This is a genomic window from Meiothermus hypogaeus, assembly GCF_003574035.1.
Taxonomy (GTDB): Bacteria; Deinococcota; Deinococci; order Deinococcales; family Thermaceae; genus Meiothermus; species Meiothermus hypogaeus.
The window spans coordinates 39,947-53,858 of record NZ_QWKY01000019.1 but is presented as its reverse complement, the minus strand read 5'-3'; the positions used below and the strand labels follow the sequence as shown (position 1 = coordinate 53,858).

Here is a 13,912-nt window from a genome sequence, read left to right as displayed (position 1 = left end):
TTTCCCGGTAGAGGGCGTGCAGGTTGTCCGGGTGGTGCCGCAGCTTGAGCTCCAGCCGGGGGCGGCGTTGGTGTTTGGCCAGGTGCATGTCCTCATCTTAAGGGAAAAACCTAGGGGGAGTTCTTATAAACTGCAAAGATTGTTTGGCTTGAGCCAACCAAAGCTCCTTCCAAACCTCCCCCTGTACGCAGGGGGAGCAGTCTTTTGCCAGGTACAGGCCCCCGATTTTCGCTGGATGGAGACCTCCGGGTAATCCGAAGTCTAGTTCCAGAGGAATGCTTTTTTCCTATTTCGATGGGGCCAAACAATAAACCTCCGCAACGCAGAGGTTTATTGTTTGAGTGTGACAGGTTGATTTAGGCGGCTTCCTTGGAGAGGCGTTCCAGGCCACCAGGGTTTTCCAGCACCAGCTTGCCGTAGCCGGAGCGGATGTAACCCTCGCGGGTGAGTTCGCCGATCACCTTGGTGACGGTCTCGCGAACCGAGCCCACTGCCGAGGCGATCTCGTCGTGGGTGGCCTTAACCCCCACCCGCCCGTTCTTCTCGGTGTAGGCCACGGGGGTGCGGGAGAGGTCGAGTAGAGTGGCGGCAATACGGTTCTTGAGGCGCTGTCCGGAGATGCGCTGGATAGTCTGGTAAGTCTGGGCCAGGGCCTTGACTAGGCCTTGCACCAGGCTGGCCATTTCCTGGGCGGATAGCTGGGCTGGGGCCAGGGCATCCACCTTGGTTTCGGTGACCGCCTCGGCAAAGTAGGTGCGCTCGGCGGCGGAAATGACCTCTTCGCCGAAATACTCACCAGGACGTACAAAACGTAGAGTCAGGGCATTGCCCTCGTCGTCTACGCTCTGGAGCCTTACCAGACCCTCCCGAACCCGGTAGAGCTGATCCTTGGGGCTGGGCACTCCGGGATAGAGAATGATCTCGCCAGGATCGAAGGTTAGGGTGTCTAGGATGCTGGTTTGCATGGGTTCATCACTCCTCATCACCGACTATATCAGGCTTGGGTGATTTTGTAAACATTTATGTTGATTTATTTGAAGTGAGTGAGGACACATTTTGAAAGATGTGTGAATGTGGGCTTGATGTGTGCGCGTGAAGAACAGGTGCGCTGGATGTAGCCATGGTTGGGCAACAAATAACCCTGTTACCACCAACCCCGGCGTTTCATCCAGAGGGCCAACCCCCCCCCGATGAAGAGCAGCCCCCCCCAGAAAAAGGCTCGTCCACTGGCCCACTTGTACTCGGTAAAGGCCTCGAAATTGGTGCCGTAAATCCCGGCCCACAGGGTCATGGGTAAAAACAGCACCGAGATGACCGTGAGGGCCTGCACCACCCGGTTGAGCCGGTTGTTCTGGGCCGAAAGGTGGACTTCCAGTACGTTGGATAGTTCGTCCCTGGCCGCATCTAAGCCCTCGTAGACCCGGCCCATGCGGTCGGTAAGATCGCGGAACAGGTAGGCCTCAGCGCCCAGCAAGGGGAGGCGCTCGAGGTGCAGCAAGGCTTCGCGGGCCTGCGAGACCAGGCGCCGGGTGCGCAGAACCTCGCGCCGGGCGGCAAAGACCCGGCGGGGGGTCTCGGGGGTGTTGTCGCCGTTCATGGCCAGCTCCTCCAGGTCTTCGACCCGGTCGGTGAGGGCATCGGTGTACTCGAAAAAGGTTTGGACGCCCTGGTCGAGCAGGCGCTGCCATACCCGCAGGCACGAGCCCCCGCGAAAGCTGTTCCAGATTTGCTCGAGGTAGTCTACCGGCTCGTTGCGGTAGGTGAGCAGCACCTGGGTTTCGGGAAAGTAAAAGTACGAGACCCGCTCGGTACGGCTATGGGCGTTTTGGGGGGTCTCGAGGGTGCGAAAAATTAGGAAGAGGTGCCTGGGGTACTCTTCGAAGCGGCTCCAGTGGCCAATCTCCTGGGCGTCGGCCAGAGCCAGGGGGTTGAGGGGATATTGCTTTTGAATCAGGGCAATTTCCTCTGGGGTGGGGGTCTCGACATCCACCCAGACCTGGGCTTCCAGCAGGCCACAGGTTCCACCGTCGGAAAGTTGCTTGGCCCGAATCACGCCCTTTAGCTTACCGCTCGAGAGAGCGGCTCACAAAAAAACGCACGGCTTGCTAGGTGCTTTGTCCGATCCACTCGAGATAGCTTTGCAGGCCTGACTCAATTTTGTGGGCGATGATCTCGGGCACTTGGTAAGGGTGCAGTTCTTTGATGCGGGCTTCCAGGGTTTGGTAGCGGGCTTGACGGGTTTTGATGATGAGCAAAAGCTCGTGGTTCTCCTGAACCTCGCCCTGCCAGCGGTAGACCGAGGTGATCCCCGGTAGCAGGTTTACGCAGGCAGCCAGCCCTTCATGCACCAGGGTTTGTGCTATTCTTTGACCGCTGTCCAGGTCGGGTACGGTGCAGAAAACCGTCAGGTACATGCTTACCAGCTTACTGCATGCCCAGCCTCTGTACCGCCAGACGGGCCGCTGCCAGGTCCCACAGGGCGTGACCCACGCTCTTGAAAAGCACCGGGCCGTCGGTGGGTCTAGGCTGCTGCAGGGCGATTTCCAGAGGCTTCACCTGGTTCCAGTCCACCTGGGCTTGCAGCAGATCGCCCGCTTCAGAGCAGGCGCCCTCGAGGGTATCCACATAGACCCGGGCCTGTCGCACCACCTGCGGGGCTACCTCGGCCATATCGGGCCGATAAGCGCCCACCGCTGCAATAAAGCCACCGGGAGGGACCTTGAATAACAGCGGTGTCTGGCTGGTGGTGGCACAGACAATCAGGCTGGCTTCATGCAGGGCAGGCTCGAGGGCAGAAATAGCCTGGGCCAGCATTCGGCGCTGGCGGGCATAGGAGGCCAGCGCTTCGGCGTGCTCAAAGCTGCGCGAATACACATACACCTTGTCCGTTCCCAGGCCCTCCTGGAAGGCTTCCAGGTGGCTTTTGCCCTGGGTTCCTGCCCCCAGGATGAGGAGCGGTCCCGAGGGGTTGGGCGCCAGGGCCTGGGCCGCCAGGAGGGATACCGCAGCCGTGCGGCGGGCCGTCACCACTGAACCCTCCAGCAAGGCCAACCGCTCGCCGGTGTCGGTGCGCATCACCCAGACCTCGGCCCGCACGCTGGGGTGCTGCTGGGGGTGCACCGTCACCAGCTTGGTCACGGTGATGGTGGGGTCGGCAGCGGGCATTAGCAACAGGGTTGCACCGCCTGCGAGCGGCACCACCAGGCGTTCGGGAGCGGTTATCTGACCCCTGGCGTGGTCAGCCAGCACCCGCGCAATGGATTCGGCCAGCACGGGGTACGGAAGAAGAGCAGCGGTTTCCTCCGCTGAAAGAATTCGCATCTGTCTAGCCTACCCCGAAAACTGCGCTTGCGGAGTGGTTTGCGGTTTGATTTCGACGGGAGAGAAAGGCGGCAGTCCACCTCTCCGATGGCGTCACCTCCCGCATCAGCCGGAGGGGGTCGCCTGAACCGCCCTATGCAGGTTGCCTTGAGAGAACCTGCACCACATTGCCGACCTGAACCACGCCACCCTCGAGCACCCTGGCGTAGAGGCCGCGCTGACCCAGAAGCACCTTGGGCAAGCGCAGGTCGAACACTGAGAGGGAGCTGCATACAGTGCAGACGGTGGTCAGTTCCAGCAATGCCGTTCCGATCTGAAGGTGGGCCCCAGGCCCCAACCGGTGGGGGTCAAAATCCACCAGAATGTTCTCGCCCAGCGCCCCAGAAGGTAGCAGGATGCCCGCTCGGGCAGCCAGGTCATAGGTTGCACGCCCTGCAATTAGCACCGCACGGTCGGGGTGCTTGCCGAAATGCCGATCCCCTTCAACGCCTTTGCCAGCCACCAGCACTGCTTGAGGGATGGGGGGCTTGGGCAGGGTGGTGCCCTGCCCTGCGTGCAGGGACAAGACCCTATTCATCGCAAACCAAGTTGTTGGCGGGTCGAGAGCACTTGTTGAGCGGTTAGGTTCTTGCCGCGCTGGGCCTGCACCTCGGCCTCGGTAAAAGCAGCCTGGCCTGCGGGCAGGGCATTGCCCCACTGGGTGGCAATGTGGGTGAGTACGGCAGCAATTTCGGCATTGCTGAGCTGGCCGTACCCAGGCATGATGCCGTTGTAGCTAGCGCCCTTGACGCTAATCTGGCCCTGCAGGCCGTAGAGCATCACCTGAATTAGCCATTCGCGCCCGCCCCGGGCCGCCAAAATCTCGGGCACATGCCCGGCCAGGGGTGGGAAAGCCCCAGGAATGCCCGCGCCGGTGGCCTGATGACAGCCGATGCAGTTGTTGTAGACCGATGCACCCGCGGTGGGGGTGGTGGCCTGGGGCTGGGCGGGCGCAGGGGCTGCTGCGCCCGGGGCCAGCCGCGTGGCCAGGTAGTCCAGGATGGTGGCACGCTCTTCCGGGGTGACCTTGAGACCGTAGCCCTGCATTTCCGAAATCAGGCTGTCCCAGCGCTCACGGGTTTGCCGCTCCCGGGTTACGAAGCCGATCTCGTGGCAGGTCTGACATTTCTGCAAAACGAGTTCCCGCCCAGGCCCTTCTGGCAGTGCATTTTGACCTAGACCCACCCAGAGAGCTGCGAGGGCCAGCAGGATTACCCATACCAGGTATCTGACTTTCATTACTATCTTCCTCCCTGATACCAAACAATAGCATGCTTCTAGAGGCGGTTTTGTGTGGTGGCCACACCTGGTCCCAGGCTAAGAAAACGATAAAAATTCGACCGGCAACTAGGGGTATAGGGTTACCGGCCGAAGGAGATGAATCTGTGGGGCTTCAGGTGACCTTAAACTTGACCCGCATCACCCCGTTCCACTCGTAGCCGCGCTCGTTCCACCAGACGTTGCCATTCAGGGGCTGGGTGCGGCCCAGGGTGTCGGTGGCACGGGCCATCACTTCGTACTCGCCGGGGGCCAGCAGTTGCGGCGAGACCCAGCGGTACCAGCCAAACTTGCCCTCGTTGCCTTCGATGATGGCCTTACGCCAGCTGGTGCCGCCGTTGACCGAGACCTCGACGCTCTCCACCGGGGCCAGACCGTCGTTCCAGGCAACCCCGCGAACCTCGACCAGGCGACCCTTGACGCTGCTGCCTGCCAGGGGCGATAGGATAAAGGAGTTGATGTTGGCGCCCCAGTTGGAACGCGAGTTGTTGAGGGCATAAGGATAACGGCTGCCCGGCTGGGTAGGCAGGATGGGGGTGTTCCAACCCGGCAACACCGGCACCCGGTAGCGGGGCACTTGCTCGTTGCCAGAGCTTTCACTGGCGGTGAACTCGAGCTTCGCCAGCCACTTCACGTTGGCGGTCCCAAAAGTGCCAGCCGCCACCAGCCGCACCGGGCCTCCGTGAACAGCGGGCAGGGGCTCGCCGTTCATGCCCAGGGCCAGCATGGCGCTGTTGTAGTCCAGCACGCTGATGGGGAAACTCTTCTCGTAGGGCTGGGCACCGCCCTGGGTCGAGGCGTTCATGGTGATGAAACGGGCGTTTTCGTTGAGCTTGACCTCCTTGGCCTCGAGCAGGGTCTTGAGGAGTACGCCCCGCCAGGTGACTTGGCCCACCCCGCCATAGGTCCAGGGGTTCCCCGAGGGGCGGGGGTTAAAGTTGGCGCGCCCGTTGCCCGAGCACTGGAGTACGCTGGTGACCTCGGTTTGGGGTAGCCGCGAAAGCTCCTCAACGGTAATGCGGAAAGGAGCGCTTATGAGCCCTCCAATCTCCACCACCCAGCCCGGCTGCACGTTGGGCTCGGTGGTGTTGAGGCCCGGTAGATCGATGTTGTTGCGCACGAACAGGTTGGCCTTGCTGGTAATGCGCTCGGTGCCCAGCAGCTCCAGGGTGGACTCCATCACCACCGGGCGCGAGGAGAGCACCACCAGCTTGGGGTTCTTGCCGCGCACCACCTGGTCGGCGGTGGGTTGTTGCTGGGCCATCCCCAGCCCCATCATGCCCACGGCGGCCCCAGCCGCAGCCGTCTTCTTTAAGAAAGCGCGGCGGTTCATTTCAGCCTGTTCAAAAGATACTTTTTTCTGCTCATCCATCTGAGCCTCCTCCCAAACAGTAGAAGTGATTGAGTTATTGAAACTGCTTTAGTTTGAGTCTTTTATAGACAGCGTAATGTTACAACAGAACCATGGCATACTCAACTGGGGTATAACCCCGGATTCAACAAGACAGTTCACAAGACCAAAAAACCCATAGGTTGTCTTTTTGAATCCCAGGGTACACCCCTCCCTTTCGGTCGGCTCGGTCGGCGAAAAAAGCGTCTCCTTTCCAAGGGGCGGTATCGCCCTCCGCTACGCGGATAACTTCGGTTGGGTTAGTTCGTCACCAAAGGGTGACGAACTAACCGAATCTGGTATAAATGCGGCTGTACCAGGCGCTCTCTATGCCTTTGCGCCACCAATGCTGCGGTTCATTCAGGTTTTCTCGAGCCTGAAGCGCTCCACCGCGCGCAGACCGCGCCGCCCAAAACGCCGGGCCAGCTCCAGTTCGCCCATTACCAGCACCGTGGGCCGCCCATGGGGACAGACCCAGGGCAACTCGCATTCGGCCAGAGCATCCAGCAGCGCCTGGGCGGCAGCGCCCGCCAGCGGATGCCCGGCCTTGACGGCGGGCAGGCAGGCCAGCCGGGCCAGCACGTTGCGCCAGGCTTCGGCAAAGCTGGCAGCGCCCAGGCTTCCCCTAACCACCTCGGGAATGAGGGAGGGATGGCCAGCCAGAAAAGCCGGAACACTACGGATGCGGTATTTGCCAGGGCCAAACGGCTCCAGGTGCAGCCCGGCTTGCTCGAGTTCCTCCGCCCGCTCGGCAAAGTTCAGCTCTTCACCCAGCGATAGCGAGACCAGCTCGGCGTGAGGAAGCTCGAGGGGTGGCTCTTTGCGGTAGCGGCGGGACAGCTCCTCGTAGAGGATGCGTTCGTGGGCAGCGTGCTGATCTACCACATACAGCTCGTCGCCCGACTCGGCCAGAAGGTACAACTCGCGAAAGCTACCCAGGTAGCGCAGGCGGGGAAAACGGGCGCGCTGCACCGGCACCGGCCCGGTCAGGGGGGTGGGCTCGGGTAAAGCACGGGCCAGGGGGTGGGCCGATAGCAGGTTTTGCACGGCCTGGGAGACAAAGCTCAGAATGGCCTCGGACCGGATGAGTTTGACCCTGGATTTGTCGGGTGAGGTGTTGACCAGCAGGTGTTCGGCAGGAACGTCCAGGTTCAGCACCCCCACCGGAAACTGACCCGCGGGCAATAGCTCCTTGTAAGCGGCCAGCACAGCCTGGAGCAGGGGCTCGGGCCATTCTACCGGGCGGCCATTCAGGGCCAGCAGCAGCCGGTCGCGGCGGGGGCGCGAGAGCTCCGGGCGCGAAAGCAGACCGCTCAGCCGGAAAGCCCCTTCGGTGGCCTCGAGCGCTAAGAGCCGGTTGGCGACCACCGAACCCCACAGCAGCTTGGCCACCTCGGCGAAGCCCCCGCCAGCATGGGCAATTTTCTCATCGCCGTCTACCAACAGCCGCAAAGCCACTTTCGGGCGGTGCAGCAGGTAGCGCGAAACCAGTTGCACCACCTTACGGCCCTCGGCGGCGGGGGCCTCGAGTGCGTTCCGACGGGCAGGCAGGTGGCTGAACAGGGCGGTCACCTCGACCCGGGTACCGGCAGGGGCGGGGTGTTCGTGGAGTTCTACCAGGTCTTGAAATGCTGTCAGGGTAGCCCCCCCCAGTTGATGGGGTGGCCTCGAGGTCAGCCGTACCCGGGCGGCTTGCCGGATGGCCCACAGACCTTCGCCCCTGAAGCCCAGCGTGCGGATATGTTGCAGGTCGCTGAGCTTGCTGGTGGTGTGGTGTTCCAAAGCCAGCGGCAGTTCTTCTCTGGGGATGCCCGCGCCGTTATCGCTGACCACAATCCTATCCAGGCCCCCGCCCAAAAGCTCGATCAGGAGCCGGGTTGCGCCTGCGTCTAGGGCGTTCTCGAGCAGTTCGCGTACCACATCAGCAGGGCCCGACACCACCTCCCCCGCCGCAATCTCGCGGATCAGGTCGGGAGGCAGTTTGCGAATCATGGCAGTCAGGCACCAGGGGCTTCGACGACCTCCTGGGAGAGGCCCTTGAGCATCGCTTGCAATTTTCGCAGGAAGAGAAGGGCGTCTAAGGGACTGGTGCGAGCCAGGTCGAGCTCCAGAAGTTCTTCCAGCACTTCCCTGGACAACCCTTTCTGGCTGGCTTCCAGCCCGCTCATGACGGTTTTAGCCCGCAGCAAGACCTCTACGGGAAGGCCTGCTAGCCGGGCCACTTCCAACCCGTAGCTCTTGCTGGCCGGCCCTGGCAGCACTTGATGATAAAACACCAGCCCACCCGCCTCCTCTTTAGCGGCTACATGGGCGTTGCGTGCTGCGGCCATACGCTCGGGCAGGGCGGTGAGTTCGAAATAGTGTGTGGCAAACAGGGTATAGGCCTGTACCCGGTCGTGCAGGTGTTCACAGGCCGCCCAGGCCAGGGCCAGGCCGTCGTAGGTACTGGTGCCTCGCCCGATCTCGTCCAGCAGCACCAGGCTTTGGGCGGTTGCGTTGTGCAGAATGGTGGCCAGCTCTTCCATCTCTACCATGAAGGTGCTGCGTCCGCCGGCAATGTCGTCCGAAGCGCCAATGCGGGTATAGATGCGGTCAAAAAGGGGCAGCGTGGCCGACTCGGCAGGCACAAAGGAGCCAATCTGGGCCAGCAGGGCAATCAGGGCCGTCTGGCGCAGATAGGTAGACTTCCCGGCCATGTTGGGCCCGGTCAGAATCAAAAGCCGGGCCGAAGGGCTCATGGAAAGGTCGTTGGGAATAAAGGGGGTGCTTCGCTCCACCACTGGATGCCGCCCAGCCACAATGTCGAGGGTGCCGTTGTGTGAGAAGCGCGGACGGCTGTAACCGTATTCCACGGCGGCCTCGGCCAGCGCAGTGTATACGTCGAGTTCGGCCAGCACCTGCGCGGCCTGGCGTATCTCATCGGCAGCCTGGGTTATCTGCTCGCGCAACTGTAAAAACACCGCATACTCGCGCTTGATGGCCTCGGTTTCGGCTTGCAGGATTTTGCGCTCTTGCTCCTTGAGCTCGGGGGTGCTGAAGCGCATGCGGTCTTTGAGGGTCTGGAGGGCCCGCCAATCTTTGGGCACCAGGGCGTAGTGGGGGCGGGTGACCTCGAGGTAGTACCCAAACACCGCGTTGTAGCCCACCTTCAGGTTGGATATGCCGGTTCTATCACGCTCTTCGGTTTCCAGCCGGGCAATCCAGGCCCGCCCTTCCTCGGCCCGTCGACGCAGTTCGTCCAGCTCTGGGTCGAAGCCTTCTCGAATGAGGCCGCCATCGGTTAGCTTGAGCGGCGGGTCTTCTACCAGGGCGGCGGCTATGCGCTCAGTTATGGCAACCGGGCAGGGCAGACGCTCGGCTACGCTCGAGAGCGGCCCCGCCCCGACTAGCCGCTCGGACAGCTCGGGCAACAGCGACAAGCTACGCCCCAGGGCCGAAATGTCGCGGGGGCTGGCTCGCCCGGCCAGCAAGCGGGCTGCCAGACGCTCGAGGTCGTGCATGCGGTATAGAATTTTCCGCACTTCGCTTCGCATTACCCCGTCGCGTACCAGTGTCTCGACCGCATCCAGCCGGGCTTGCAAGGGAGCTTCCTCCACCAGCGGATGCCGCAACCAGGCCCGCAGCAAGCGCCGTCCGGGTGCAGTGCGGGTCAGGCCCAGCACCCCCAGCAGGGTGCGCTCCTCGCTTCGGTCCCCCACAAAACTGGGCTCGTAGATTTCCAGGGTGCGCAGGGTGGCCTCGCTTAGCTGCATGAAGGCGCTGGGGTCGTAGCGTACAAAGCTGCGCACCTGGGGCAGCCCATTCTCCTGCACCCGCAGCGCGTAGGCCAGCACCGCCCCCGCCGAGCGCAGCAAGGCTGGGTGCTCCAACCCCGCGGGCAAAGGGTCGAATTGCGATTGCAGGGCAGCCTTCCCAACCTCCCCCTGAAAGCCCTCTTCCGACAACATCACCGGGAAACGCCGCTGGAACTCTTGTAAGAAGGCCTGGTTATGGTACAGCTCCGGAGCCAGCAGCACCTCGGCAGGCCGGAAGCGAAAAAGCTCGTCATAAAGGGTGCTTTTGCCATACAGAACGCTGCCACGAAACTCGCCAGTGGAGATATCCAGCAGGGCCAGACCGTAGCCGTCGCCGGTGCTGATGGCGGCCAGGTAGTTGGCCTCCGGCTTCAAAAGGTTCTCGCGCATCACCGTGCCGGGCGTGAGCAGTTGGGTCACCTCGCGGCGCACCAGTTTGTCGGCTTCTTCGGCCAGCTCAACCTGGTCGGCTACGGCCACCCGGAAGCCCAGCTTGAGGAGTTTTTCCAGGTGCACATCCACCGAGCGTACCGGAATACCCGCCATGGGGGTGGTGAAATCCTTGGCGGTTTTGTGGGTCAGGGTCAGGTTCAGGGCTCGTGAAAACCGCTCGGCATCCTCGCCAAAGGTCTCGTAAAAGTCGCCTACCTGAAAGAGCAGCAAATAGTCGGGATAGGCATCCCGCAGTTCGACGTACTGCTCGAGCAAAGGCGGTAAGGGGCCCGGCCCCTGGCCCTTGAGGGTCATGTTCAACATGATACCCCTGATGTCCAGTAGTAAAGAATAAGTGTGCTTTGCGGGTGTAATCGGTGGCCTAGCGGGCCACTTCCCAGGCCAGATGCTCCAGCTCGGGCTTGATTAGCTTGGTCCAGGCCACCATTACCGCGTTAGGCGAGCCTGGGGTGGAGATCACTACTTTCTTGCGGTAGGTTCCGGCCGTAGCACGTGAGAGCATGGCGGCAGCGCCCACTTCGCTATAGGAAAGCATCCGAAACAGCTCGCCAAAACCCGGCATGGGCTTCTCGATCTTGCGGGCCAGCACGTCGTAGGTGGTGTCGCGCGGGGCAATGCCGGTGCCGCCGTTGAACAGGATAATTTGCGCCCCGGCATTCACCATGTCATCCAGCGCCTGCGCTACCTGGTCGGGCTCGTCCTTGATGATGCGGTAGCCCACGATGCGGTGACCCAGGGCCTCGATTTCGGGCTTCAGGTAGTGGTAGTTGGTATCGGTCTCGGGGGTGCGGGTGTCGGAGGCCGTAACGATGGCGATGTTTACCGGGCCCCTGGCCCTGGCGATTTCCTTATGCTTTTCGGTACTCTCGGACATGGTCGGAATTCTACGCTGTTGCAGGGTCAGATGAGCGTGGGACAAAAAGGATTTTGCTTCTTCTCTGCGCTTTGACTTTTGACCTTCGAGTTATTCACTGTGGCGAAGCTTAATCTTGTGGCGCAATCACGAAGGCCGAGGCCAGCTCATCCTTATCGCTCAGGTTCATCACTTTCACGCCGCTGGTAGCCCGTCCGTACTGCGAGATGCTGGAAACCTTGGTGCGGATGGCTATGCCGCGACGCGAGAGCACCAGCAGGTCTTCGTTGCCCTGTACACGAATAAGGGCCGCCAACTGCCCCACCTTGTCGTTGGTGTTGAAGGTGATGACGCCCATACCACCCCGGCCTTGCAGGGGATATTCGGAGACGGGGGTGCGCTTGCCGTAGCCGTAGGTGCCCACCGCCAGCACCTCACCTTCCTCGCCTTTGGGCAGAATAACCAGCGAAACCACCCGGTCGTCGCGGCCTTCTTTGAAGCGGATGCCTGTTACGCCCTGGCTGGCCCGCCCGGTAGCGCGTACATCGGAAAGTTCGAAGCGGATGGCCTGACCACTGAGGGTGGCCAGCATGGCCTGGTCGCCCTCCTGGGCGATGGCCACACCAATCAGGGCATCGTTCTCGACCAAATTGATGGCGATGAGGCCGGCGCTGCTGAGGTTCTGGTACTCCTTGATCTCGGTGCGCTTGATCAGGCCGTTCTTGGTAGCAAATACAAAGTAGCCTTCCTGGGTCAGGTCGCGCACGTTCAGGAGAGCTGCTACCTCTTCGCCTTCTTGCAAGGGAAGCAGACTGACCACGTGGGTTCCCCGGGCCTGGCGGCTGGCCTCGGGGAGTTCGTGTACCTTCTCGCCGTAGACCCGGCCCCGGTTGGTGAAGATCAACAGGGTGTCGTGCATAGAGGCCACAAACACCGAGATGGCCTCGTCTTCCTCCTTGGTTTTGCCGGCCTGGGCTCCCATACCCCCACGCCCCTGTGCGCGGTAGGCCTCGAGCGGGGTACGCTTTATGAAGCCCTGGCTGGTCAGGGTGATCACCATTTCTTCGTCTTCGATCAGGTCTTCGATGCTGAAGCCTTCCTCGAACTCAGTGATCTGGGTGCGGCGCTGGTCGCCATATTTCTTCTTGATCTCGAGGAGTTCGTTCTTGACCACCCGCCACAGCCGCTTCTGGTCACCTAAAATGGCCTCGAGGCGACCAATTTCCTCCATCAGTTCACGGTACTCTTCTTGCAGCTTGTCGCGCTCCAGACCCACCAACCGCTGCAGGCGCATGTCCAGAATGGCCTGGGCCTGAATCTCGGTCAGGCTGAAGCGGCTGATCAGCCCGGTGCGGGCTTCGGCGGCATCCTGCGAGGCGCGAATCAAGGCGATGACCTCGTCAATGTGGTCGAGGGCGATCAGCAGCCCTTCCAGCACATGAGCGCGCTCTTTGGCCTTGCGCAGCTCGTACTCGGTGCGCTTACGCACCACCTCGCCCCGGTGGTCGAGGTAGTGGCGCATCATCTGCAGCAGGGTAAGCACCTTGGGTTCGCCGTTCACAATGGCCAGCAGGTTGACGGTGAAGCTGGTTTGCAGACGCGAGTGCTTGTACAGCTTGTTGAGCACCACCTGGGGGTTGGCCCCCCGCTTGAGTTCGATGGCGATACGCATGCCCTGACGGTCGGACTCATCGCGCAGGGCCGAGATCTCGTCAATCACCTTGTTGCGCACCAGGGCGGCGATCTGGGTAATGAGGTCGGCCTTGTTAACCTGGTAGGGAATCTCGGTGAAGACCAGCATGGCCCGCCCGTTTTTGTCTTCGTTGCGCACCCTGGCCCGTACCTTGAGGCTGCCGCGCCCGGTAGCGTAGGCTTCCTTGATGCCGCGTCGGGAGAGCTTGGCCCCCGTCGGGAAATCCGGCCCTGGTAGCACCTTCATGATTTCATCCAGGGTCACGTCGGGGTTGTCAATCATCAGGGCCAGGGCATCAATGGTCTCGGAGAGGTTGTGCGGCGGGAGGCTGGTCGCCATCCCGACGGCGATGCCGGCAGCACCATTAACCAGCATGTTGGGTAGGGCAGAAGGCAAGACCTCGGGCTGCTCCTGGGTGCCGTCGTAGTTGGGCACCATGGGCACGGTCTCCTTGTCGAGGTCCTGCAGCATCTCGTAGCCCAGGTTGGAGAGGCGGGCCTCGGTGTAGCGCGGGGCCGCGGGGGGGTCGTTGTCAATCGAGCCAAAGTTCCCTTGCCCGTCGATGAGGGGATAGCGCAGGCTCCAATCCTGGGCCATGCGTACCATGGTGTCGTAGATGGCTGCATCGCCGTGGGGGTGGTACTTCCCCATTACCTCACCCACGATTTTGGCGCTCTTGACGTGTTTGCGGTTGGGGAGTACGCCGTCCTGATAGGCGCCGTAGAGGATGCGCCGCTGCACCGGCTTAAGGCCGTCGCGCACGTCGGGCAAGGCCCGATCCACTATGACCGACATGGCGTAGTTGATGAAGCTTTGTTTGACTTCGTCGGTGATTTCAATCGGTAGGACTTGGGACATTCAATATCTCCTGTTTCGTTTTCGGCACAAAAAAAGCGCCTTGGACGCGCTTTCTATCCAACAAAATATTATACCTTATCTGGGCTTTTACGTCAAAAACATAAATTGCCGCTTTGGGCTATTGTTGAGCACATTACCGACGCGCGAGATGGGGGTAGGTGGTAGGCGGTAGTTTTCAACGACTGCACCCTACTCCCTACCAGCCACCTCCTAGTGCACGGTAGGCGTAAAGG

At 61.6% G+C, this 13,912-nt stretch carries 11 protein-coding genes and 1 pseudogene; all 12 read right to left on the bottom strand.

The window, feature by feature from the left end; all coding sequences use genetic code 11:
- Positions 1 to 88: pseudogene (locus tag Mhypo_RS18520) on the bottom strand (transposase); the annotation flags it as partial.
- Positions 89 to 356: 268 nt separating this feature from the next.
- On the bottom strand, positions 357 to 965 hold the full coding sequence (locus Mhypo_RS07080; protein WP_119340594.1) for a helix-turn-helix domain-containing protein: 609 nt from the start codon (positions 963 to 965) through the stop codon (positions 357 to 359).
- Positions 966 to 1,144: 179 nt separating this feature from the next.
- Positions 1,145 to 2,053, bottom strand: a complete 909-nt coding sequence (locus Mhypo_RS07075) for a magnesium transporter CorA family protein (protein WP_119340593.1) — start codon at positions 2,051 to 2,053, stop codon at positions 1,145 to 1,147.
- 52 nt (positions 2,054 to 2,105) lie between these two features.
- Complete coding sequence (gene cutA, locus Mhypo_RS07070) at positions 2,106 to 2,414, bottom strand: divalent-cation tolerance protein CutA (RefSeq protein WP_119340592.1); 309 nt, start codon at positions 2,412 to 2,414, stop codon at positions 2,106 to 2,108.
- A 10-nt stretch (positions 2,415 to 2,424) separates the two neighbouring features.
- On the bottom strand, positions 2,425 to 3,321 hold the full coding sequence (locus Mhypo_RS07065) for a delta(1)-pyrroline-2-carboxylate reductase family protein (protein WP_119340591.1): 897 nt from the start codon (positions 3,319 to 3,321) through the stop codon (positions 2,425 to 2,427).
- A 133-nt stretch (positions 3,322 to 3,454) separates the two neighbouring features.
- Positions 3,455 to 3,898, bottom strand: coding sequence for an MOSC domain-containing protein (locus Mhypo_RS07060; protein WP_119340590.1), 444 nt, complete (start codon positions 3,896 to 3,898; stop codon positions 3,455 to 3,457).
- Positions 3,895 to 4,599 carry a c-type cytochrome gene (locus Mhypo_RS18730; RefSeq protein ID WP_119340589.1) on the bottom strand — a complete coding sequence of 235 codons (705 nt, stop codon included), beginning with the start codon at positions 4,597 to 4,599 and terminating at the stop codon, positions 3,895 to 3,897. The genes Mhypo_RS07060 and Mhypo_RS18730 overlap by 4 nt, the downstream gene beginning before the upstream one ends.
- Positions 4,600 to 4,753: 154 nt before the next feature.
- A complete protein-coding gene (locus Mhypo_RS07050) occupies positions 4,754 to 6,010 on the bottom strand; it encodes a sulfite oxidase (RefSeq protein WP_240637152.1) in 1,257 nt (418 codons plus the stop codon).
- A 378-nt stretch (positions 6,011 to 6,388) separates the two neighbouring features.
- Positions 6,389 to 8,020: a DNA mismatch repair endonuclease MutL gene (gene mutL / locus Mhypo_RS07045; RefSeq protein WP_119340588.1), complete on the bottom strand. Its 1,632-nt coding sequence runs from the start codon at positions 8,018 to 8,020 to the stop codon at positions 6,389 to 6,391.
- 5 nt (positions 8,021 to 8,025) lie between these two features.
- On the bottom strand, positions 8,026 to 10,569 hold the full coding sequence (gene mutS, locus Mhypo_RS07040) for a DNA mismatch repair protein MutS (RefSeq protein ID WP_119340597.1): 2,544 nt from the start codon (positions 10,567 to 10,569) through the stop codon (positions 8,026 to 8,028).
- A 67-nt stretch (positions 10,570 to 10,636) separates the two neighbouring features.
- Positions 10,637 to 11,149: a MogA/MoaB family molybdenum cofactor biosynthesis protein gene (locus Mhypo_RS07035; protein WP_119340587.1), complete on the bottom strand. Its 513-nt coding sequence runs from the start codon at positions 11,147 to 11,149 to the stop codon at positions 10,637 to 10,639.
- A gap of 109 nt (positions 11,150 to 11,258) precedes the next feature.
- Positions 11,259 to 13,679: a DNA gyrase subunit A gene (gene gyrA, locus Mhypo_RS07030; RefSeq protein ID WP_119340586.1), complete on the bottom strand. Its 2,421-nt coding sequence runs from the start codon at positions 13,677 to 13,679 to the stop codon at positions 11,259 to 11,261.
- Positions 13,680 to 13,912: the final 233 nt, after the last annotated feature.